22 protein-coding genes are annotated in these 23,464 nt (G+C 43.2%); all 22 read left to right on the top strand.

The genetic code is table 11. The annotated features are described in order from the left end of the window. Positions 1–23 precede the first annotated feature (23 nt). Positions 24–668: a hypothetical protein gene (locus H7T92_RS01885; protein ID WP_201036833.1), complete on the top strand. Its 645-nt coding sequence runs from the start codon at positions 24–26 to the stop codon at positions 666–668. 84 nt (positions 669–752) lie between these two features. Beyond that, positions 753–1,247 (top strand): YkgJ family cysteine cluster protein, encoded by a 495-nt coding sequence (locus H7T92_RS01880; protein WP_201036832.1) that lies wholly within the window; start codon positions 753–755, stop codon positions 1,245–1,247. Further along, positions 1,247–1,936 carry a pyrimidine 5'-nucleotidase PynA gene (pynA, locus tag H7T92_RS01875; RefSeq protein WP_201036831.1) on the top strand — a complete coding sequence of 230 codons (690 nt, stop codon included), beginning with the start codon at positions 1,247–1,249 and terminating at the stop codon, positions 1,934–1,936. Before H7T92_RS01880 ends, pynA begins: the two co-directional genes overlap by 1 nt. Positions 1,937–2,059: 123 nt before the next feature. Beyond that, positions 2,060–2,332 carry a 30S ribosomal protein S16 gene (gene rpsP, locus H7T92_RS01870; RefSeq protein ID WP_003007475.1) on the top strand — a complete coding sequence of 91 codons (273 nt, stop codon included), beginning with the start codon at positions 2,060–2,062 and terminating at the stop codon, positions 2,330–2,332. Positions 2,333–2,352: 20 nt separating this feature from the next. Beyond that, positions 2,353–2,592, top strand: coding sequence for an RNA-binding protein KphA (kphA, locus tag H7T92_RS01865; RefSeq protein WP_003001620.1), 240 nt, complete (start codon positions 2,353–2,355; stop codon positions 2,590–2,592). Positions 2,593–2,634: 42 nt separating this feature from the next. Further along, entirely contained in the window at positions 2,635–2,967 is a 333-nt protein-coding gene (locus H7T92_RS01860) for a MazG nucleotide pyrophosphohydrolase domain-containing protein (RefSeq protein WP_201036830.1), read from the top strand. 53 nt (positions 2,968–3,020) lie between these two features. Beyond that, a complete protein-coding gene (gene rimM, locus H7T92_RS01855) occupies positions 3,021–3,539 on the top strand; it encodes a ribosome maturation factor RimM (RefSeq protein ID WP_014713408.1) in 519 nt (172 codons plus the stop codon). Beyond that, the gene (gene trmD, locus H7T92_RS01850) at positions 3,529–4,245 is read left to right on the top strand and encodes a tRNA (guanosine(37)-N1)-methyltransferase TrmD (RefSeq protein ID WP_201036829.1); all 717 of its coding nucleotides are present in this window, start codon (positions 3,529–3,531) and stop codon (positions 4,243–4,245) included. The genes rimM and trmD overlap by 11 nt, the downstream gene beginning before the upstream one ends. 137 nt (positions 4,246–4,382) lie before the next feature. Further along, complete coding sequence (locus tag H7T92_RS01845; protein ID WP_201036828.1) at positions 4,383–6,704, top strand: CAP domain-containing protein; 2,322 nt, start codon at positions 4,383–4,385, stop codon at positions 6,702–6,704. 229 nt (positions 6,705–6,933) lie between these two features. Further along, complete coding sequence (locus tag H7T92_RS01840) at positions 6,934–7,677, top strand: DeoR/GlpR family DNA-binding transcription regulator (RefSeq protein ID WP_201036827.1); 744 nt, start codon at positions 6,934–6,936, stop codon at positions 7,675–7,677. Continuing rightward, positions 7,674–8,585 carry a 1-phosphofructokinase gene (gene pfkB, locus H7T92_RS01835; RefSeq protein ID WP_049488054.1) on the top strand — a complete coding sequence of 304 codons (912 nt, stop codon included), beginning with the start codon at positions 7,674–7,676 and terminating at the stop codon, positions 8,583–8,585. Before H7T92_RS01840 ends, pfkB begins: the two co-directional genes overlap by 4 nt. Then, positions 8,582–10,549 (top strand): PTS fructose transporter subunit IIABC, encoded by a 1,968-nt coding sequence (locus H7T92_RS01830; RefSeq protein WP_201036826.1) that lies wholly within the window; start codon positions 8,582–8,584, stop codon positions 10,547–10,549. The genes pfkB and H7T92_RS01830 overlap by 4 nt, the downstream gene beginning before the upstream one ends. 130 nt (positions 10,550–10,679) lie before the next feature. Then, the gene (locus H7T92_RS01825; protein WP_201036825.1) at positions 10,680–11,099 is read left to right on the top strand and encodes a hypothetical protein; all 420 of its coding nucleotides are present in this window, start codon (positions 10,680–10,682) and stop codon (positions 11,097–11,099) included. A 202-nt stretch (positions 11,100–11,301) separates the two neighbouring features. Continuing rightward, on the top strand, positions 11,302–11,676 hold the full coding sequence (locus tag H7T92_RS01820) for a DUF1149 family protein (RefSeq protein WP_003001888.1): 375 nt from the start codon (positions 11,302–11,304) through the stop codon (positions 11,674–11,676). A gap of 3 nt (positions 11,677–11,679) precedes the next feature. Continuing rightward, positions 11,680–12,528, top strand: a complete 849-nt coding sequence (locus H7T92_RS01815; RefSeq protein ID WP_201036824.1) for a DegV family protein — start codon at positions 11,680–11,682, stop codon at positions 12,526–12,528. A gap of 10 nt (positions 12,529–12,538) precedes the next feature. Continuing rightward, on the top strand, positions 12,539–13,306 hold the full coding sequence (gene dapB, locus H7T92_RS01810; RefSeq protein WP_201036823.1) for a 4-hydroxy-tetrahydrodipicolinate reductase: 768 nt from the start codon (positions 12,539–12,541) through the stop codon (positions 13,304–13,306). Next, positions 13,303–14,514 (top strand): CCA tRNA nucleotidyltransferase, encoded by a 1,212-nt coding sequence (locus H7T92_RS01805; RefSeq protein WP_201036822.1) that lies wholly within the window; start codon positions 13,303–13,305, stop codon positions 14,512–14,514. Before dapB ends, H7T92_RS01805 begins: the two co-directional genes overlap by 4 nt. Beyond that, positions 14,511–16,379, top strand: coding sequence for an ABC-F family ATP-binding cassette domain-containing protein (locus H7T92_RS01800; RefSeq protein ID WP_201036821.1), 1,869 nt, complete (start codon positions 14,511–14,513; stop codon positions 16,377–16,379). Before H7T92_RS01805 ends, H7T92_RS01800 begins: the two co-directional genes overlap by 4 nt. A 9-nt stretch (positions 16,380–16,388) precedes the next feature. Next, positions 16,389–16,907 (top strand): hypothetical protein, encoded by a 519-nt coding sequence (locus H7T92_RS01795; protein WP_201036820.1) that lies wholly within the window; start codon positions 16,389–16,391, stop codon positions 16,905–16,907. Between the two features lie 86 nt (positions 16,908–16,993). Beyond that, complete coding sequence (locus H7T92_RS01790; protein WP_021153285.1) at positions 16,994–17,953, top strand: ROK family glucokinase; 960 nt, start codon at positions 16,994–16,996, stop codon at positions 17,951–17,953. 78 nt (positions 17,954–18,031) lie between these two features. Next, positions 18,032–18,871, top strand: a complete 840-nt coding sequence (locus tag H7T92_RS01785; RefSeq protein ID WP_195423273.1) for a thymidylate synthase — start codon at positions 18,032–18,034, stop codon at positions 18,869–18,871. Positions 18,872–19,075: 204 nt separating this feature from the next. Continuing rightward, positions 19,076–23,464, top strand: a 4,389-nt coding sequence (locus H7T92_RS10390; RefSeq protein WP_260314252.1) for a CshA/CshB family fibrillar adhesin-related protein, incomplete at its 3' end; no start/stop codon positions are given.

Raw genomic sequence — 23,464 nt, 5'->3', positions numbered from 1 at the left:
AAACGTTCTCAAGGAGGTTGAACATGAAACGTAAATTATTGGTCACATCATTGACGATTCTTTCTGCCTGCACATTAATGGCTTGTAGTCACACTACTAAAAAGGACACAGCAGCTTCTTCTACAAAAGAGAGTAGCAGCAAAGTCGAAAAGCAAACAAGCAGCTCTTCGTCAAAGGATACTTCCTCTACAAAGAAAAACACTTCCAGTCAAGAAACCAAGCGGATTGGAAATGCAGATTATGGATACATCGATATTCCAAGTAAATGGTTCAAGTTCACGGATATCGATGGGACAGAAGCTGTCCAGTATACGGATGGGAGTGGCTATAATATCGTCACCTTGAACAGCTATACTAAAGAAAAGGCCAAAGTTCCTGCAGATATCGAGTTTAATGCTGAATTTCTAGCTAAGAAACTGGCCGTAATGTGGCAAGATAACCAGGATGTTGGGAAGATGACGGGAGCGCGGACTAAAGTCTCAGGTCTGGATGCCTACCAGCTTCAAATTGTCATGAAATCTGGTCAATACCTGATTACTTGGATCTTCCAGAAGGGTGAAAAAGTTTATACCATTTCTTTTGAAGGGGATGCAGAAACCTTGAAAACCTTTATCCCATACATTGAAAATACTTGGAGCCTAGATGGAACAGGCGCTGTAACGGATTAATTAAGTGAGATAGATCGCAAGATCTATCTTTTTTCACAGTCTTTGTGGTATAATGCTTCTATTGTTTAGAAGAGGAAATAGAGGATGACACAGGAAATTGATATTGAAAAATACCATCAGTTAGCTCTCCAAAAGCAAAAGGAGCACCGCAAGGTATTGGCGAATCTCAAGAAGAAACCACCTAAGAATTTAGATAAAATAGCGCAAGAAATCCACGATGAAGTTTTCCAAGAAATCGATTGTACGGCTTGTGCCAATTGCTGCAAAACCTTAGGCCCCGACTTTAAGGAAGCTGATATCACGCGGATTGCCAAATATTTCAAGATGAAACTTCCTGCCTTTGAGGCTGAATTTCTTCAAGTTGACGAAGATGGGGACAAGGTTTTTAAATCCATGCCTTGCCCCTTTCTTGGTGGGGACAATCTCTGTTCCATCTATGATGTTCGTCCAAAAGCTTGTCGGGAATTCCCTCACACAGATCGCAAGAAGATTTATCAGATCAACCATCTGACCATCAAGAATAACCTCACTTGCCCAGCAGCTTATTTATTTGTCGAAAAATTGAAGGATCGTTTGTAATGGCGTATACATTTTTACTTTTTGATTTGGACCATACCTTGTTGGACTTTGAATCTGCTGAAGAAACAGCCTTGACGCAGATGTTAGAAGACATGAATTTTCCAGATGTACAGGCCTTTAAGGATTACTACAAACCCATGAACCAAGGGCTCTGGAAGGATTTGGAACAAAAGAAATTGACCAAGCAAGAGCTCGTGGATAGTCGGTTTGCGATTGGGTTTGCCCACTTTGGGATCAAGGTTGATGGGGCTGAGATGGCTCTTCGCTACCAAGATTACATTAGTCTTCAGGGGCAGTCTTTCCCCGGTGTGGAGGACTTACTGGCCCGACTTGAAAAAGCGGGTTACCAGCTCTATGGTGCAACGAATGGAGTGACTGCCATTCAAGAAGGACGCTTGGCTCATTCTACAATTGCTTCTTATTTCAAAGAGGTCTTTATCTCTGAGCAGCTTCATACTCAGAAACCAGAACCTGCATTTTTTGACAAAGTTGGCCAACTGATTCCAGGTTTCATCAAGGAAGAGACCCTCATGATCGGAGATTCCTTGACGGCGGATATCGCAGGGGGAAATGCTGCGGGGATCGATACCATCTGGTATAATCCAAATCATAAGGAAAATACCAGCCAGGTAGTGCCGACTTATACCGTTAGCAACTATCAAGAAATCGCCGATTTACTGATAAAATAAAAAATTTTAAATACTGTCAAGTTTTTTTCTTGACAGGTCTATAAAATGTGTTATAATAGATCATGTGCTAAATAGCTTGTCTATTTCACCGAAAATTAAAATATAGAAAAGAGACTTATAAAAATGGCAGTTAAAATTCGTTTGACTCGTATGGGTTCTAAGAAAAAACCTTACTACCGTATCAACGTAGCAGATTCACGTTCACCACGTGATGGACGTTTCATCGAAACAGTTGGAACTTACAATCCACTTGTTGAAGAAAACCAAGTAACTTTGAAAGAAGACCGCGTTCTTGCATGGTTGGCTGATGGAGCTCAACCTTCAGATACAGTTCGCAACATCCTTTCAAAAGCTGGTGTGATGAAGAAATTCCACGATTCTAAATTCTCAAAATAATTTTTTAAGTAGGTTGATGTATGGATACGATTGAAAATCTCATTATTGCAATTGTGAAACCCTTGATTTCACAACCGGATGCTTTAACCATCAAGATCGAAGATACTCCTGAATTCTTGGAGTACCACCTTGACCTTGATCCTAGCGATGTTGGTCGTGTAATCGGTCGAAAAGGTCGCACCATTTCTGCGATAAGAACGATTGTCTACTCTGTCCCAACTGAAGATAAAAAAGTAAGAATCGTTATTGACGAAAAATAAAAGGCGGGACTCTGTCCCGTTTTTTTGTTACAAGGAGAAGCTATGAAAGAAGTGACCATTCGGCAATTACAAGCCTATTTAAAAGAACATTACAAAGACAGTCGTACGGAAGAAGGTCTGTTTATCAAGCTCGTCGAAGAGGTTGGGGAAGTTGCCGAGGTCTTAAATGGTCGTTCTGGACGAAAAGAAGGGGTTCAGGACTCAAATGAGGAATTGGCCAAAGAACTGGCTGATATCATTCACTATACAGTCGCTATCGCAGCTATCAATGACATCGACCTCACTAAAACCATCTTTGAAAAGGATAAAACAGCAGCTGTCAAATACCAGCACGAGAAGGATTTGGAGCAGTTTCTAGCAGAAAGGAGCATTTGAGAAAATCCCTTGAACGTGATAAAATAGAGTGAATAAACTACACTGGAGAAATCATGAATTACTTTAATGTTGGGAAAATAGTCAATACCCAAGGCTTACAAGGAGAAATGCGGGTCTTGTCTGTGACAGACTTTGCGGAAGAGCGTTTTAAAAAAGGAGCTGAGTTGGCGCTCTTTGATGAGAAGGATCGTTTTGTCCAAACGGTGACCATTGCTAGCCACCGCAAGCACAAGAACTTCGACATCATCAAGTTTAAGGATATGTACCATATCAATGCCATTGAGAAATTCAAAGGCTTTAGCCTCAAGGTTGCGGAAGAAGACTTGACGGATTTGGAGGATGGCGAGTTTTATTACCATGAGATCATCGGCCTTGATGTTTACGAGAATGACCAACTAATCGGTCAGATCAAGGAAATCCTGCAACCAGGTGCCAATGATGTCTGGGTCGTAAAACGCAAAGGAAAACGTGACCTTCTCCTCCCTTATATCCCACCAGTGGTCCTCAATATTGATATCCCAGGAAATCGGGTGGATGTAGACATCTTAGAAGGGTTAGACGATGAAGATTGATATTTTAACTCTCTTTCCAGAGATGTTTTCACCTTTGGAGCATTCGATTGTCGGAAAGGCGCGTGAAAAGGGACTCCTTGAGATTAACTACCATAATTTCCGTGAAAATGCAGAAAAAGCGCGCCATGTGGACGATGAACCCTATGGTGGCGGGCAAGGCATGCTCTTACGTGCTCAACCGATTTTTGATGCCTTTGATGCCATTGAGAAAAAGAATCCGCGCGTGATCTTGCTGGATCCTGCCGGTCGGACCTTTGACCAATCTTACGCAGAAGACTTGGCTCAGGAAGAGGAATTGATCTTTATCTGTGGCCACTATGAAGGCTACGACGAGCGAATCAAGACCTTGGTGACAGATGAGATTTCTCTTGGCGATTATGTCCTGACGGGTGGCGAGCTAGCAGCCATGACCATGATTGATGCGACGGTTCGCTTGATTCCAGAAGTGATCGGAAAAGAGTCCAGCCACCAGGATGACAGTTTCTCCTCTGGTCTTCTAGAATATCCTCAATACACACGGCCTTATGAATACAGAGGAATGACAGTTCCAGATGTTCTTATGAGTGGTCACCATGAAAATATCCGTCAGTGGCGCCTCTATCAGAGTTTGAAAAAGACCCTAGAACGTCGTCCAGACTTGCTAGAAAACTATGAGTTGACAGCAGAAGAAGAGAAGATGTTGGAACAAATTAAACAAGAAGACTAACAGCGTCAGCTGTTTTTCTTTTGCCTCAAAATTTTATGAAAAAAACTTTTTAAACCTACTAGTTATTGGTAACAAAATGTGGTATGCTAAGGGGTAGAGAAACTTCAAGAAATGATTCAGTTTTGGGGGTGAGTTTAATGGGAAAGAAATTAGGAAAATCGGTTTTCACGACTGGGATTGCTGCGACAACGGTCCTATCTGGCATGTTTCATCACAAGGCAAATGCCGAAGAGGTCAAACAAAATGAAAATCCAGAAACTAACAGCACGGAAGTAGTTGAAAAACCAATTACAGTTGATGAGTTGAAGCAAATTACAGCTCAAAAAGGCCAAGTGGTGAAAGATGTCCACTACCAAGAGCAAAAAGTCATCGATGCTCAAACGGAAGTCAAGACTGCTGGACAAGAACTGGAAGAAAAGACAGCAGAAGTGACGGATGCGGAAAACCTCATCGCAACGACATCGGATGCCCAAGTTCAGAATGCAGAAAATGACGTCAAGGTGGCTCAAGCCTATGTGACTATCGAAGAAAATAAGGTTCGAGAAGCAGAAGCTGCACATGACCAAGTTGTAGAGGCTGTTCGTCAACAGGAAAATCAAGTCACAGCTCAAGAATCTTTGGTCGATGTAGCACAAAATGAATTGAACCAAGCCAAAGCACCGATTTCAAATGATGAGAATGTGCTCAACCAAGCCTTGTTGGAGCAAAGTCAAGTCGAGCAAAGTATCCGAGAATCTCAGAGTTATCTCGCGACCTTGCAAGCGAGTCAGCAGAATGGGGCTGACACAGTGGCTCAAATTGAGAGCGATATTCAACTGGCTCAAACGCGTCTGACAGATTTGAAAGCGGTCATCGCAACCAAGGAAGCAGAATTGGCAGCCTTAGAACAAGCAGCGGCCAATAGCCCTGTCCAGTTGAGTCAAGCAACCTACGAAGGCTACTTGCAACACTTGGCTGACAATGGCAATGAAGCTGCAGCAAGTGCTTTAGCCCTTTACAAGCGTGGTCGTGAAGAAGACGACTTGACGGTTGGAGAGTCTGGATCTTTGCAAGCCAACCTTCGAGCTCTTGAAATTGCTGATGCTATTAATAACTATCGTCGCAATGCCGGCTTGCCTGAATTGGAGCTGGATCCTTATTCCCTTCCTGCCAGCCAAGTACAGTTGGAATACTTCAAGAAAGCCAACTGGCATATGTTTAAGTATTTGCCAAACGAAAACATTGCTTATGGCTTCTCACCTGCTGGGGCGGTTGACTTTTGGTACAATGAAAAAGCGGCTTATCAAGAAGTAGCGGCTCAATATGGTCTACCAACAGACGAAACTCAAATCGATGCCAACGATATCTATATGAAGATTGGGGCTGAGGCCTTTGCTAAGGTTGGTCACTATCTCCAAATGGTAGACAACAAAGCGACAGCTTTATCAGTCGCTTATGACCCTAGCAATGCCATGTCAGAAGCAGCTTTCTTACACAGTCCTGTCAATTCAGCAGTGTCAACCAGTGCACTCGCTTACCAATTGCGTCAGGGGGCTGGGGCTACGACGACAAGATCAGATGTCAAAGCAAAATCTGATGAAGTCGCTAATCTCAAGCTGGACAAGGCCAATCAAGAGTCTCAAATCATTATCTTGCAAGGCAAATTAGAAGACGCCCGCCATGCTAATTCAAATGTGGCAGTAGAGATGGCCAATGTCCAAAAGACCATCCAAAATTACAAGATTCTTCTCGTTAGCAAGGACCATGCGGTTGAAAAGGCGAAGGCGACTCTTGATGTATCTCGAGGTCGGATTGAAGCAGCTATCCAGCCAAAAGAAGCAGCCCTTCAAAAAGCCAAAGATTTGTTAGCGGCTGCGCGTGAGAAATTAGATCTTTTAAAAGCTGAAGAAGCAGAAAAAGCCCAAGTCGTTCAAGAAGCGCATGAGGGCTTGAAGGCAGCTCAAGAGCGCCTGGTTGCTGCTGAAAAACGTCTTTCTGACTTTAAAAATGCTCCAGAATTATTGGTCAAAGCCCAATCCGTTTTATCAGCTGCAGTGGCTAATTTAGAGAATAAAAAAGAAAAATTGGAAGCAGAATTCACAACCCTTCAATCTTATCAAAGTGTCGTGGAACTGTTGAATTCCCAATATGAAGATCTAGCGTCACGGATAGATCCAGCTATTTTAGAAGCAGCAGATATGCCAATGGATATCCGCTCAAGCAATCCAACTACTTTTTCGGATAGACCAACAGTTCTTCCAACAACTACCAATAGTCCGAAAGTGCAAGCACCAACAGCTACTCCAGCTCCAAAACAAGAAGCTAAAGTAGAAGAAATCAAACCCAAAAAAGAAAACAGCCAAGCTGTGGCAAGTACAGATTCTTCCAAATATGCAGTAGCAACAACAGGTGTTGCCGTCGGGCTACTTGCTGGATTGTTTGGTTTTAAGAAAAAGAAACAATCTTCAAAAAATGATTAAGACATACCGAAGATAGAGTGGATGCTTAGACACTTTATTGCTTAAAATCTTTAGAGAAAATTTATGAGGGTGGGACAAGAACTCTTTTAACAAAATGAGTTCTTTCCGCTCTTTTTTTGTACTCTTTTGAAACTTTTGAAAGAAAGTGACAGAAAATGATAAAAAATTGTTGACATTTTTTGAAGAAAGAGTATAATGGTTTTTGTAATCGATTGCAAAAGGAGGAGAAATGCTTAAGTCTGAACGAAAACAATTCATCCTCGAGAAGGTACTGAAGGAAAAGTTTGTTTCCTTAGAAACCCTTGTACAAGAGCTAGGGACGTCTGAATCAACGGTTAGACGTGACTTGGATGAATTAGAAGCTGAAAGTAAACTTCGCCGGGTTCACGGCGGTGCGGAAAGCCTGCATTTTCTTCAAGAGGAAGAAAGCAATAAAGAAAAATCTATCAAAAACATTCAAGTTAAGTCAAAAATCGCGATAAAAGCGGCGGAATTGATCAAAGATCATGATGTGATCTTTATCGATGCCGGGACGACCAATGAACTGTTGGTACAAGAAATTGTCAATCCAACGGTAACTGTGGTGACCAACTCGATTCACCATGCGACCAAGTTGGTCGAGCGAAATGTTCCAACGGTCATCATCGGTGGGAAGGTAAAATCTTCTACAGATGCTAGTATCGGAGGGATCGCGCTCTATCAGATCGGTCAGTTGAATTTTGACAAGGCCTTTCTTGGAATGAATGGAATCGATGATGAATTTTACAGCACTCCAGACCTGGAAGAAGGATCTGTCAAGCGTGCGATTATCGAAAATGCGAAAAAAACCTATATCCTAGCGGATGATTCGAAAATTGGGGTGACATCCTTTGTCAAAGTGGCTCCTATCAAGCGAGCCATGATTATCACCAATCAATGTGAACCGCAACGATTAAAGGTTTTAAAAGAAAAAACGGAGGTTATAGAGGTTTGATTTATACAGTAACACTGAATCCAGCAATTGACTATATTGTCCGTCTCGATCATGTAGAGACAGGAGCGGTCAATCGGATGGCTTCGGAAGATAAATTCGCCGGTGGTAAAGGGATCAATGTCAGTCGTGTTTTGAAGCGTCTCGATATCGAGAACACAGCGACTGGATTTATCGGTGGTTTCACTGGACGTTTCATTGAAGACGTACTGACCAGCGAAGCCATTTCAACCAACTTTGTGACAGTGGACCAAGATACACGGATCAATGTCAAGATCAAAGCTGATGAGGAAACAGAGATCAATGGGAATGGCCCAGAAGTAACAGAAGCTCAGTTGCAAGAATTGCTCGACATCTTATCGAGTTTATCATCAGATGATGTGGTAGTCTTTGCAGGATCTGCTCCATCTTCACTTGGAAATGCTGTTTACAAACAATTGATCGCAGCAACTCGTGCGACAGGCGCGCAAGTCGTTTGCGACTTTGAAGGGCAAACCTTGATTGATTCCTTAGAGTTCAATCCCCAATTGGTTAAACCAAATAACCATGAATTGGGAGATATTTTTGGAGTTACCTTGACGGAATTACCAGAAATTGAACGTTACGCCAAAGAAATCTTGGCCAAAGGAGCACAAAACGTCATTATTTCCATGGCGGGTGATGGAGCTCTTCTTGTCAGTCCAAACGGTACTTACTTCGCAAAACCAATCAAAGGGGAAGTGAAGAATTCTGTTGGGGCTGGAGATTCCATGGTAGCAGGCTTCACTGGGAAGCTCGCAACGACGGGAGATGTTATTGAAGCCTTCAAATGGGGAGTGGCTTGTGGAACAGCGACCACTTTCTCAGATGATTTGGCAACAGCTGATTATATAAAAGAAACTTATGAAAAAGTAGAGGTAGAAAAACTATGAAAATTCAAGACGTTTTAAATAAAAACGTGATGTTGTTTGACCTTCAAGCGACAGATAAAGAGGGCGTGATCAATGAGATGATTCAATCGCTCGTTGATAATGGTGTGGTGACAGATTTTGACACCTTCAAGGCTGGAATCATGAACCGTGAAGCACAAACTTCAACTGGTTTGGGTGACGGAATTGCTATGCCCCACAGCAAAAACGAAGCAGTCAAAGAAGCAACAGTCTTGTTTGCGAAATCAAACAAGGGTGTGGACTATGCATCACTTGATGGTCAACCAACAGACTTGTTCTTCATGATCGCAGCTCCAGAAGGAGCAAACGACACTCACTTGGCAGCCCTTGCTGAATTGTCTAAGTACTTGATGAAACCAGGATTTGCGGACAAACTTCGCCAAGCAAGCACTCCTGATCAAGTGATCGCAGCCTTTGATGCAGAAGAGCAAGAAGCTGCAGCAGAAGAAGCGAAAAAAGCAGAAGCGGTCAAAGAAGCAGCTTCATCTGACAAGCCTCTGATCGTTGCCGTTACAGCATGTACAACAGGGATCGCCCACACTTACATGGCAGAAGAAGCCCTCATCAAAAAAGGGGAAGAAATGGGTGTTACGGTCCGCGTTGAAACCAACGGTGCATCTGGTGTCGGCAACCGCTTGACAGCTGAAGAAATCGCAAAAGCTGAAGGGGTCATCATTGCAGCAGATAAAGCAGTTGAAACCGCTCGTTTCGATGGCAAAAAATTGATCTCTAAACCAGTCGCAGCTGGTATCCGTCAAACAGAAGAATTGATCCAAACCATTTTGGATGGAAAAGCAGATGTCTTCCACGCTGAAAATGCTGCACAAGCTAGCGCTAGCCAAGAAAAGTTGAGCTTAGGTGGAGCCTTCTACAAACACTTGATGAGTGGGGTTTCTCAAATGCTTCCATTCGTTATCGGTGGTGGTATCTTGATCGCCCTTGCCTTCTTGATTGACCAAGTTCTTGGTGTGCCTCAAGATCAATTGTCTAGTCTTGGTTCTTATCATGTATTAGCAGCACAATTCAAAACAATTGGTGGAGTAGCCTTTGGATTCATGCTTCCTGTACTTGCAGGTTACATTGGATTCTCAATCGCTGAAAAACCTGGTTTTGTAGCAGGGTTTATCGCTGGATCTATTGCTAGCTCAGGGTCAGCATTTGGAAATATCGCCTACGGTGCTGCTAAAGGTGAATTACCAGCAGCCGTATCATCAGGTTTCCTTGGAGCCTTAGTTGGTGGTTTCCTTGCAGGTGGAGTGATTCTTGTTCTTCGTAAAGCTCTTGCAGGTCTTCCACGTTCTCTTGATGGTATCCGTTCAATCCTTCTCTTGCCATTGCTTGGTGTTGGTTTGACAGGATTCTTGATGTTCCTCATCAATATTCCAATGGCTGCTATCAATACTGGTCTTAACAACTTCCTTTCAAGTTTGTCAGGTAGCTCAGCTGTCCTTCTTGGACTTCTCGTCGGCGGTATGATGGCTGTCGATATGGGTGGACCAGTTAACAAAGCCGCTTATGTCTTCGCTACAGGTACACTTGCTGAATCTGTTGCTTCAGGTGGTTCTATTGTTATGGCAGCCGTTATGGCAGCTGGTATGGTTCCTCCATTGGCGGTATTCGTTGCAACTGTATTGTTTAAAAATAAATTCACACAAGAAGAACGCGATTCTGGTTTGACAAACATTGTTATGGGGCTTTCCTTCATCACAGAAGGTGCCATTCCTTTTGGTGCAGCTGACCCAGCTCGTGCCATCCCTAGCTTCATTGCAGGTTCAGCATTGACAGGTGCCCTTGTTGGTCTTGCAGGCTTGAAACTCATGGCTCCTCACGGAGGAATCTTCGTTATCGCTCTTACATCAAATCCACTTCTTTACATCTTGTTCGTATTGATCGGTGCAGTCGTAAGTGGTATTTTGTTCGGATTGCTTCGCAAACCTAAAAACTAAACATGACTAAAAGGTTGGGAATTCCCAACCTTTTTGTGTTGCTCAAAAACACCAACTAGTGATGAAGTTGCTTATCTCTATAGATTTCGATACAATTATTATAATTTTTCCTTATCAAGGAGGATGAAGCATGAAAAAAGGTAAACTGGCAATTCTTTTAGCCATCGCTTCTGTATTAGCAGGAGGTGTGATTATCGCTAGTCAAAAACAAAACATCTTTTTAAATGACACTCAACAGAGAAAGCAACTCAGCGCGAAAGAGAAGCAATTGGCTTACTTAAAGGAACATGATAATGAAATAAAAGAGTTTGTAAAATCTCAAAACCCAAAGATCGAATCTGTTCAGATTGATTGGGACCAGACTCGTTGGGAAGACATAGGGAATGGTACACCCCAAGGGGCAGGAAAAGTTGTGAGTATTTTTGGTGGATTTAATCATTTAAAGACGTCAGATTGGAATGTTCTCATTGAGATAAAAAATGGAAAAATTGATATGGAAAGCATGGGGATCAGCAATGGTATAAGATTAGAGGGCCAACTTTTTGACTAAGAGCAAGTTATAAAACTTCAATTATTTCTATGCAGATTTACTACAAGTTTCATATCAAACAAAGCATGTTTTTGCTGGATCATCAGGTCGGTCACCCAACCTTTTCTTCTTATACTAGCAAAAAAATCACCTCATTCTACGTTGGTATCTTGAGCTGAATTATGATATAATATGCCTATCGCATATTTTTAGGAGAATAAAAATGGATATTCAACGTGAAAAAGAATTTGTCAGCCAATACCACTATGACGCTCGTAATTTTGAGTGGGAAAAAGAAAATGGCATCCCTGAAACAAAAGTTGATGTAAACTTTCAATTGATCAATCGTGATCAAGAACAAAACACGACTTCTTTGATTGTCATCTTGAGCTACATGATCGTTTTTGACGGTTTTGTGATCAGCGGAACCATCACTCAAATCAACCACTTGTTTGGTCGTTATGTCAATGAACCAAGTGAATTCAGCAAAGACGAAGTGGAAGAATTGGCTCGCCCTTGCTTGAATATGCTCAACCGTTTGACTTATGAAGTCACAGAAATTGCCCTCGATTTACCGGGTATTAATTTGGAGTTTTAATCAATGAAATTAGCAGTGATCACGGATTCGTCTGCCTATTTACCACAAGACTTGCTCCATCACGACGACTTATTTATTTTAGAGATCCCGATCTATATCGATGGGGAGTCTTATGTTGAAGGGAAGAACCTGACACACGATGAGTTCTACCAAAAGATGGCTGCGTCTAAGGAATTGCCAAAGACTAGCCAGCCGAGTGTTGCAGAGTTAGAAGAAGTCTTATCTGGTTTGACAGCTAAGGGCTATACGCATGCTATCGGTCTTTTCTTGTCATCTGGTATTTCTGGTTTCTACCAAAATATCCAATATTTGAAGGACGAGTTTGAAGGCTTGACCGTCGAATTTCCGGATTCAAAAATCACCAGTGCTCCTCTAGGAATGATGGCAGAAGACTGCTTGAAATGGGCTGGTGAAGGCCGTTTCTTCGATGAGATTGTTGCCAATGTCCAACACCAGATTGATGGTACCTCTGCCTATATCATGGTGGATGATTTGAACCACTTGGTTAAGGGTGGTCGTCTGTCAAATGGGGCTGCCATTCTTGGGAACCTCTTGAGTATCAAGCCTATTCTTCATTTTAATGATGAAGGCGTGATTGAGGTCTTTGAGAAAGTCCGGACGGAAAAGAAAGCCATGAAACGCTTGGTAGAGATTGTTGTATCAGATATCGCAGATGGTCATTACCAAGTCTTTGTCATCCATGCCAATGTCCCTGAAAAAGCAGAAGCACTTCGCCAACTGCTCATCGAAGAAGGAGTGGAAGGAGAGATTCCTTTTGCTACCTTTGGAGGGGTTATCGGGACGCACTTAGGTGACCATAGCTTAGCAGTCGGGTATATCCCTATCGTTTAAGGAGTATTCTATGTCAATTAAAGTCATTATCGCAGGTTTCAAGGGAAGAATGGGACAAGCAGCCTACAAGATGGTTTCTGAAGACCCCGAGCTAGAATTAGCTGGCTTGATCGATCCATTTACTGTTGAGACAGAGGTTGCAGGAGTCCCTGTTTTTAACCGCAAAGAAGATGTTGTGGGTCTAGAGGCAGATGTTTGGGTAGATTTCACCATGCCCAAGGTCGCTTACGAGAATACTCGCTTTGCAATTGAGAATGGCTTTGCGCCTGTTGTGGGAACGACTGGATTCACTCCTGAGCAGATCCAAGAATTGACAGACCTTTCACGTGAAAAGGATTTGGGTGGCTTGATCGCGCCGAACTTTGCCATTGGAGCTGTGCTCTTGATGCAATTTGCAGCGCAAGCAGCCAAGTATTTCCCGAATGTAGAAATCATCGAATTGCACCACGATAAGAAAAAAGATGCACCGAGTGGAACAGCAATTAAAACCGCTGAGTTGATCTCTGAGAAGCGCGAGAAGATCCAGCAAGGTGCAGCAGATGAAGAAGAGTTGATGCCTGGAGCAAGAGGGGCAGAGTTTGAAGGGATGCGCATCCATTCGGTTCGATTGCCTGGCCTAGTCGCTCACCAAGAGGTGATTTTTGGTAGCCAAGGCGAAGGCTTGACTCTCCGTCATGATTCCTATGATCGTGTTTCCTTCATGACAGGAGTAAATCTAGGGATTAAAGAAGTTGTCAAGCGTCATGAGCTTGTCTATGGTTTGGAACACTTACTATGAGATTAGAAAAGATGCCTTCTGAGTTTCAGGAGGCTTTACCAATATTAGAGAAGATTAAAGCAGCTGGTTTTGAGGCCTATTTTGTAGGGGGATCTGTCCGTGATGCCCTCTTGGATCGTCCGATTCACGATGTCGATATCGCATCCTCCTCATACCCAGAAGAGACCAAGGCGATTTTTGATCGGACAGTAGATGTCGGTATCGAACACGGGACCGTCTTGGTCCTTGAAAATGGTCAAGAATATGAAATTACGACCTTCCGGACAGAGGATGTCTATGTCGATTATCGCCGTCCAAGCTCCGTGTCTTTTGTACGCTCGCTAGAAGAAGACCTCAAGCGTCGTGATTTTACGGTTAATGCCTTTGCCTTAAATGAAAAAGGAGAAATTGTTGACCTCTTTCATGGACTAGAAGATTTAGAAAACAAGGTCCTTCGGGCGGTTGGGATTCCTCATGAACGGTTTAACGAAGATGCACTCCGGATCATGCGAGGCTTTCGTTTTCAAGCCAGTCTTGGATTTGAATTAGAAGAGGCAACCTTTGATGCCATGAAGGAGTGCGCTCCCTTACTAGAGAAGATTTCTGTAGAGCGCACCTTCATCGAGTTTGATAAGCTCTTGCTTTCTCCATTCTGGAGACAGGGCTTGGAGGCCCTGCTTGCAAGTGGTGCTTATCACTATCTGCCAGAGATGAAGGATCGCAAAGAAGCAATCGAGCGTTTGTTTGACATAGAGTTGGAATATACCTTTTCAACTTCTGAGCAAGCCTGGGCTGCTCTGGTCTTAGCACTAGAGATTCAAGATATTCCAAAATTCTTTAAAAAATGGAAGACCTCTAGAGAGTTTGCCAAGACGGTGGAGCAGATCGTAGAGATTCTTAAGCTCCGAGAAAAAGGAAGTCTAGACAAGCGTGCTTGCTACAAGTATGAGAAGCGTTTGTTGCTAGTGGCGGAAGAGCTCCGGGAAGCGTATGCCTTGAGTGTAGATTATCTGGCCATCGAGCGTGTCTATGATAGCTTGACCATTCATGATAAGCACGAAGTGGTGGTCAATGGTGGCATGCTGATCAAAGAATATGGCTTTCAACCTGGTCCAGCCTTGGGAGAGATTTTGACAAAGATCGAATATGCCATTGTCGATGGGGAACTGGCCAATGAAAAAGAAGCCATCATTGCCTATATCCAGCAAGCAAAAAAGGAGGAAAAATGAGCGATTTTATTGTCGATAAATTAACCAAATCTGTCGGAGATAAGACCGTCTTTCGTGAGATTTCCTTTATCATTCATGACTTGGATCGGATCGGACTGATCGGGGTCAATGGGACTGGAAAAACCACGCTGTTAGATGTGTTGTCTGGTCGCTCTGGCTTTGATGGAGATGTGAGTCCTTTTTTTGCAAAGAGTGATTATACGATTGGTTATTTGACGCAGGAACCTGACTTTGATGAGCAAAAGACGGTTCTGGATACAGTGCTATCTAGTGATTTGCGCGAAATGCAGCTGATTCGCGATTATGAATTCTTGATGGCGGATTACCGAGAAGAGAACCAAGCACGTCTTGAAAAGGTCATGGCGGAGATGGATTCGCTCAATGCTTGGGAAATCGAGAGTCAGGTCAAGACAGTCCTTTCAAAACTTGGGATTGAAGACTTGAATGCCAAAGTTGGCGATCTATCTGGGGGCTTGCGTCGTCGGGTGCAACTGGCTCAAGTTTTGCTGTCTCACCACGACCTGCTTTTACTAGATGAGCCGACCAACCACCTAGACATTGATACCATCGAATGGTTGACCAATTTCTTGAAGAACTCTAAGAAAACGGTGCTCTTCATTACCCACGATCGCTATTTCTTGGATAATATCTCAACGCGGATCTTTGAGTTGGATCGAGGTGGCTTGATCGAGTATCAGGGCAATTACCAGGATTATGTCCGCTTAAAGGCTGAGCAGGATGAGCGTGATGCGGCCCTTCTTCATAAGAAGCAGCAACTCTATAAGCAGGAGTTGACCTGGATGCGGCGTCAACCTCAGGCGCGTGCGACCAAGCAACAGGCGCGGATCAATCGTTTCCATGATCTTAAGCAAGACTTGTCTGGTCAAAGCAGCCAGACGGATTTGGAGATGAACTTTGAGACCAGCCGAATCGGAAAGAAAGTCATCGAGTTTAAAGATGTGAGTTTTGCTTTTGAAAACAAGCCGATTTTACAGGACTTTAACCTCTTGGTGCAAAATAAGGACCGCATCGGGATCGTCGGGGATAATGGTGTCGGTAAATCGACCCTACTTAATCTGATCGCTGAGCGACTCCAGCCTCAGTCAGGGCAAGTGATCATTGGGGAAACCGTGAGGGTGGCTTATTTCTCTCAACAGATCGATGGCTTAGATGAGAGCGAGCGCGTGATTAATTTCTTACAAGAGGTTGCGGAGGAAGTCAAGACGACTGTCGGAACAACTTCGATCGCAGATCTCTTGGAGCAATTTCTCTTCCCACGCTCTATGCATGGAACCTTGATCGAGAAACTCTCCGGCGGTGAGAAGAAGCGCCTCTTTCTCTTGAAACTCTTGATTGAAAAACCCAATGTACTTCTCCTCGATGAACCGACCAATGACTTGGATATTGCTACCTTGACGGTTTTGGAAAACTTCCTTCAAAACTTTGGTGGTCCCGTTATTACCGTTAGTCACGACCGTTATTTCCTAGACAAGGTCGCAAGCAAGATCCTTGCTTTTGAAAATGGGGGCATTCGTGAGTTCTTTGGCAATTATACGGATTATTTAGATGAAAAAGCCTTTGAAGCAGCCCAGGTAACGGCTAGTCAAAAGATTGAAAAAGAGAAACCTGTCAAGCCAAAAGAAGAGAAGAAGCGCATGAGCTACATGGAGAAGCAAGAGTGGGCAAGTATTGAGGCAGATATCGAAGCGATTGAAAATCGAATTGCAGAGATTGAAGTGGAGATGAATGAAAACGGCTCTGACTTTGGCAAATTGTCAGCCCTTCAAAAAGAATTGGATCAGGAAAATGAGCGATTGCTTGAGAAGTACGATCGCTATGAATATCTGAGCGAATTAGATGAATAAGGAGGCCCTATGAATCAATTGAACCGGATATCCCTTGGGATTTCAGCCACTATTTTTACTATTATCGGTATCGTCTTGTTTATCAATCCGATTGAGCACATCGGCTCATTTAGCTGGTTGATTTCCTGTGGTTTCTTTTTAATCTCCCTTTCGCGTTTTTCACGCTATTACCGATTGCGTCAGGCTGGTATCATTCAGAAGCAACAGCTCTTTCACAGTATGGTCGCCTTGGTTTTTGCGGTCTACTTACTGCTTTATGGCTACAAGACTTTGCCGATTGTCTTTCCAGTCACTTTAGGAATTTGGCTCATCTACCGTTCGATTTTGAACTTCCGAAAAGCCAATTTCTACTCGAGGAAGGTTGAGGAACTGTCCAAGCGTTATATTTTCTTTGCCTTGCTACAGCTCTTCATCGGTTTATTCTTAATTGTTAGTCCGCTTTCGATTAGCGTCTTTCTATTAAATATTATTGGCTTGATTTTCCTCATTTTAGGATTTCAATCCTTTAGTCTCTTGTTAAAAAGTTAAGAAAAGTTACGTGCAAACCTTTGCGTTTGATAAAAAGTCTGATATAATAGATCTGTAAGTGTTTACAAGTTTGAAAGGAGTTACAGATGTCTAAAAAAATTATTGGTATTGACCTTGGGGGAACTTCAATTAAGTTTGCCATCCTTACTTTGGATGGGGAAGTTCAAGAAAAATGGTCTATTAAAACAAATATCTTGGATGAAGGTAGCCATATCGTAGATGATATGATCGAATCCATCGCGCATCGTTTGAAGATGCTTGAGCTTGATGCTTCTGAGTTCCAAGGAATTGGAATGGGTTCACCTGGTGTCGTTGACCGTGAAAAAGGTACAGTTATCGGTGCCTACAACTTGAACTGGAAGACCCTTCAACCAGTTAAAGAAAAAATCGAAAGTGCCCTTCATATTCCATTCTTCATTGATAACGATGCCAACGTTGCTGCTTTGGGTGAACGTTGGAAAGGGGCTGGTGAAAACCAACCAGATGTTGTCTTCATGACACTTGGTACAGGTGTTGGCGGTGGTATCGTCGCTGAAGGTCGTCTCTTGCACGGTGTGCGTGGAGCTGCTGGGGAACTTGGTCACATCACGGTTGACTTTGATGATCCAATCCAATGTACCTGTGGTAAAAAAGGCTGTCTTGAAACGGTTGCCTCAGCAACTGGGATCGTCAACTTGACTCGTCGTTATGCAGATGAGTACGAAGGGGACTCTCAATTGAAAGTCTTGATCGACAATGGTGAAGAAGTGACAGCTAAAACGGTCTTTGATCTAGCAAAAGAGGGTGACGCTCTTGCTTTGATCGTTTATAAGAACTTCTCACGCTACCTTGGACTTGCTGCAGCCAATATTGGTTCAACCTTGAACCCGTCTAAGATCGTTATCGGTGGTGGGGTATCTGCTGCTGGAGACTTCCTCTTGGATGGCGTGCGCAAGGTCTTTGAAGAAAACTCATTCCCACAAGTACGTGAATCTACTCAATTAGCACTTGCTACTTTGGGAAATGATGCGGGTGTCATCGGTGCCGCATCTCTAGTATTACAATAAGATTAAAAGGAGATTTCCCTCTCCTTTTTTCTTTATCCTGTGATATAATGAAGGCAATAGTAGATTAAAGGAGGAGATATGACAAAAGCAGATACAATTTTTAAAGAAAATATTCGAAAAATCATGGAAGAAGGGGTCTGGTCAGAGCAGGCGCGTCCTAAGTACAAGGATGGCAGAACGGCCAACTCCAAGTACATCACAGGAGCCTTTATGGAGTTTGACCTCTCAAAAGGCGAGTTTCCTATCACGACCCTTCGTCCCATCGCCATTAAATCAGCCATCAAAGAGATGCTCTGGATCTACCAGGATCAGTCGAATAGCTTAGACCTGTTAGAAGACAAGTACAATGTCCACTACTGGAATGACTGGGAAGTAGGGGATAGTCGTACTATCGGTCAGCGCTATGGTGCTGTGGTCAAAAGGCATGACATTACCAATAAAATCCTCAAACAATTAGAAGCCAATCCTTGGAATCGCCGCAACATCATCTCGCTCTGGGATTATGATGCCTTTGAGGAGACCGACGGACTCTTGCCATGTGCTTTTCAGACCATGTTTGACGTGCGTCGGGTTGATGGAGAGATCTATCTAGATGCGACCCTGACCCAGCGTTCAAATGATATGTTGGTAGCCCACCATATCAATGCCATGCAATATGTAGCTCTTCAGATGATGATTGCCAAGCACTTTGGCTGGAAGGTCGGAAAGTTCTTTTACTTCATTAATAACCTTCATATCTATGATAATCAATTTGAACAGGCTGAAGAGTTACTCCGTCGGGAGCCTTCAGATTGTCAGCCACATTTGGTTTTGAATGTACCAGATGGAACCAATTTCTTTGACATCAAACCAGAAGATTTTGAACTGGTCGATTACGATCCAGTGAAGCCACAATTGAAGTTCGATCTTGCCATTTAGTAATAAATCAAGGTTTTTTGATGCCTTGATCAATTGGTAAAATCCTTTTGAAATTAAAACAATTTTAGCTAAAAATTTTTACTCATTTTTGAGTCAAAATGTTTTGAAAATCGTTCGGGTTTTGTTAAAATAGATAAGGTTTGGAAAAAACTAGACAATTTTAAAAAGAATGTTAATTTATAGATAAAAATGGAGGTCCATTAGATGGGGAAAGACTTATTTAATGATCGTATTAGCAGATTCTCAATTCGTAAATTGAATGTGGGTGTTTGCTCAGTACTGTTGGGAACACTTGTCATGGTTGGGACAGCCGCAAGTGCAGCCGCTGAAGAAAAGACAGATATGACAAGTGAAAGTGTAGCAGCAGTTGCAACAGCGTCAGAAGCGCCCGCAACTTCAACAGCTACTTCAGCAGCATCAACCGCTGCAACAACTAGTACAGCAGCTACAACTTATGATGCAAACGCAGCAATCACTGCACCAGAGACTTCAACTGCTGCAGCAACATCAACAGCACCTGCTTCAACTAGTGAAGCAAGTAGCACAAGTACAGCAGCTTCAGCAACATCTGCTACCTCAACTGCACCGGGAACATCAACCGCTGCAACACCAAAATTAGAAGCAACTACGCCAACAAACAAGGCAGCAGAAGTAACTGCAACAAGTACAGATAAAAAAGAAGAAGCAACTCTTTCAGCTGGACAAGGTGTAACAGCAAACAATACAGTAGCAACGGAAGAGACAGCCCAAACTTCTGGTAAAAAACGTAATCGTCGTGCCCTGGGTGATGCCAATGATCCAAGCTTAATCGGGGATGACGTTGAAGATGCAACTTCAACACCAAAAGTTGAAAAACCAGGCCTTACAACAAATATCGATGCTAAAGACATAGCCAGCCAAATCTCTTGGTTGGACTTTGGCGATACAGCCAACTGGACAGGGACTACTACAACATCAAAAGGTGAACTTGCTCTCCAAGTCGGCGCGACCTACACCAAGGAAATTATGCCGGGCTATGTGGTTACCATCAAAGTCAAGTCTTTGAAACCCTTCCAAGCGACAGAAATATACAAAAAACGCCTTGAAGAACGAGGAGCAACAGAAGCTGAAAAAGCGACCTATGACCCCAATGCTAGAAATGGTTATGTGAATGGAAATGCAAATCCGTTTACCTTGGCGGAATTTAATGCCGGTGAAGAAGCTAAGGTTATTGCCGAGCCTCAAAACCGTTGGACTGAAATTAAAAACGAGGGGATTGATACTGGTACAACTAAGAAAACTACTATTAGTTCAGAATTAACCGGCGGGAACATTGGGATCCAGTTTGAAGTTTCTGCGACCTTCCGTGGCAAAGCCGTCAAACCTGCCATTGTCATGGCAGATGGTGAGTCGGCTAACCCTGGTGAATTGGTTCTGTTTACCACCAATGGAGAAGGATGGAAACATATAGGGGAATGGAAAAAATCGACTAGAAGATATAATGTAACCTACATTCCACAAGATACAGACAATTTATTTGGTTCAAACCCTACCACAAATATAAATGGCATGAATTTCTATGGGTTGAATCTTAACCAACTTCGAGGTTCAACTCAAGCTGGGCCGGATAAAAAAGCGGTTGCTTGGAAGTACTTCGGAAGTGCTGATTTAACAACTGGAGGTCTCGGAACAGGGGTCTTCGGACCAAATATTTCTGCAAATGATGTTGATGTTCCTCTTGTTATGACAAAGGGAGCTTCTGAAATCGGTCTTTACATCGCTTCAGGTGGTAAACAGTCTGCTATGCTAGGATTCTTCCCACTTGATGAAGGAGATGCGCCTGAATCATACGGTAAGGCGATTCATTCGATCGCAACTGTAGATGGAATTACTGGTAAGAAAGTGAACCAACCTTATCTCGGTCACTTGAGTCCTGATATGGATGAAAACAATACCCTTGATTGGACGGGTGATGACAAGGCGACCACTGCGGATGAAGGCATCGACCAATTACTTCCAAATGATCTCAAAGGAAAAACCAATGAGCTGATCAAGATGGACCGGACACGTCCAGGTAATTACACCATTTCAGTGGAAGCTCATACGGGTGGAGCAGCAAAAGCTAACATCTATGGTTGGATAGATTTCAACCAAAACGGAACCTTCGATGAAGATGAACGTTCTGATTTAACAACCATTACTCAAGATGGGACGGCTACGTTAAGCTTTACAAAGAGTAAAACCTATATTGATCCTAGTGTCAATGAATTGGGTGTTCGGATCCGTATCGCAAAGAATGATAAGGAGATTGAAAGCCCAACGGGTATGGCTTTCTCTGGTGAGGTTGAAGACTTTAAGACTCAAATCACTCACCCACCAAAAGGGGAATTTAAAGAAACAACTGGCCCTCAAGGTGCAAAACAAACCGCTACTGTAGCCTTTACTGCTCGAGGTTTGCAAGGCTATAGCCTAACTGAGTCAGCAAAAATTGATGAAACAGTAGCTCCACAAATGATAGATAACCGTACAGGGCAAGTCGTAACACCTGGTGCAGATGGCTACTATGCTGTAGCTGGTCAAGGGAAGTACAAGATCACTTCAAACGGAACTTCTGTGGATGTTGAGTTCATTCCCGAAGATCACTTCCTTGGAACAGCTGACGGTATCTCTATCCGTCGTACAGACAGCAATGGCTACGATACGGGTTGGTCAACAAAATTCCCAGCCGATGAAGCCAATGTCGATACTGCCATCAATACCATGGACGGTCTATACATCCCAACAGTTACACCAACGGAAATTGAAGGGGTAGATAAGACTTCATCAGATGTCCAAGGTGCGACTCAAACTGGTACACCTACTTTTAACACAACTACAACGAATGCTAATGGCGAAAAGATCTCTGTCACTCCAAGCTTGGAATACCCTGCTAAATTGGTGGACCCAGCGACTGGTCAAGTAACCAATGCAACCTCTGTAACAGTAGCAGGTGAAGGAACTTACAGCATTGACGATGCAACTGGTAAAGTAACCTTTGTTCCAGAACCAGGATTCACAGGTACAGCTCAAGGTGTTACCGTATCAGTAACAGCACCTGTCGGAAAAGATAAAGACGGTACCGTCCGTGATGAATACCTTAAGACAGCAACCGCTAAGTACACACCAACGGTTACTCCAATAACAGTGACTCCTACAGACAAGGTTTCTGCGGATATTCAAAACGTTCCTCAAACCCAAACACCAACCTTTGATTTGAGTAACGACAAGACTGCTGAAATCACTAGCAAGAAATTGGTGGATCCCGCAACTGGTCAACCAACTGATGAAACAACAGTGACAGTAGCAGGTGAAGGTAGCTATACTATCGACCCAACGACTGGAGCAGTAACATTTACGCCAGAAAAAGACTTTGTCGGTACTGCAAAAGGAGTAACTGTTCAGGCAACTGCTACTATTACAAATGCTAATGGTAAGACTGCAACCATTACTTCAGATGCGGCCTACACACCAACTGTTGTGCCAGCAGTTCCAACTGCAAACCCTGCAACTTCTAAAGATGTTCAAGGTGCAACTCAAACCGGTACACCAACCTTTGCAGGAACAACTGTTCAAGTAAACGGTGAAGATAAAGCTATTACCATTAAAGACAATAGCTACACATTGCTAGATAAAGATGGTAACGAAGTTTCAACGACACCAGCTTATGCGGCAGACGGTTCAACCGTGATCGGTAACTTCACAATCGACCCAGCAACTGGTCAAGTAACCTTCACACCGACTGATAAATCATACACTGGTGCAGTCACACCAGCCAAGGTTCAAGCTGAAAGCTCAAACGGTATCAAGGTTGATACAACTTACACACCAGAAATCGTTCCAGTAACACCAACTGCAACACCAGCTGAAACAAAAGATGTTCAAGGTGCCACTCAAACAGGTAAACCTGAATTCAAGGGTGGAACTGTAACGGTTGATGGCGTTGAAAAGACTGTTGAAATCAACGAAGATGTTCCAGCGACATTTGACGATGGATCAACAACTAAGACCGTTGAAGGTGTTGGTACTTACACAGTAGCAGCAGACGGTACTGTTACATTTGTACCAGAAAAATCATTTGTCGGAACTGCACCAGCCGTGACCGTTGTCCGCGAAGATAAGAACGGAACCAAAGCCTCTGCAACCTACACACCAACAGTATTGCCAGTAACACCAACCGCAACACCAGCTGAAACAACGGATATTCAAGGTGCTACTCAAACAGGTAAACCTGAATTCAAGGGCGGAACCGTAACAGTTGATGGCGTTGAGAAAACAGTAGAAATCAACGAAGATGTTCCAGCAACATTTGACGATGGTTCAACTACCAAGACAGTAGATGGCGTTGGTACTTACACAGTAGCAGCAGACGGAACTGTAACCTTTGTCCCTGAAAAATCATTCACAGGTAAAGCACCAGCAGTGACGGTTGTTCGTGAAGATAAGAATGGAACCAAAGCTTCTGCGACTTACACACCAACTGTGACACCAGTAACTCCAACTGCAACACCAGTTGAAACAACAGATATCCAAGGTGCTACACAAACTGGCAAACCTGTATTTACTGAAGGCGATAGC

The organism is Streptococcus parasanguinis (assembly GCF_016648855.1).
In the GTDB taxonomy this organism is placed as follows: Bacteria; Bacillota; Bacilli; order Lactobacillales; family Streptococcaceae; genus Streptococcus; species Streptococcus parasanguinis_L.
The sequence above is the reverse complement of the archived record's forward strand: the minus strand, read 5'-3'. Positions and strand labels throughout refer to the sequence as shown.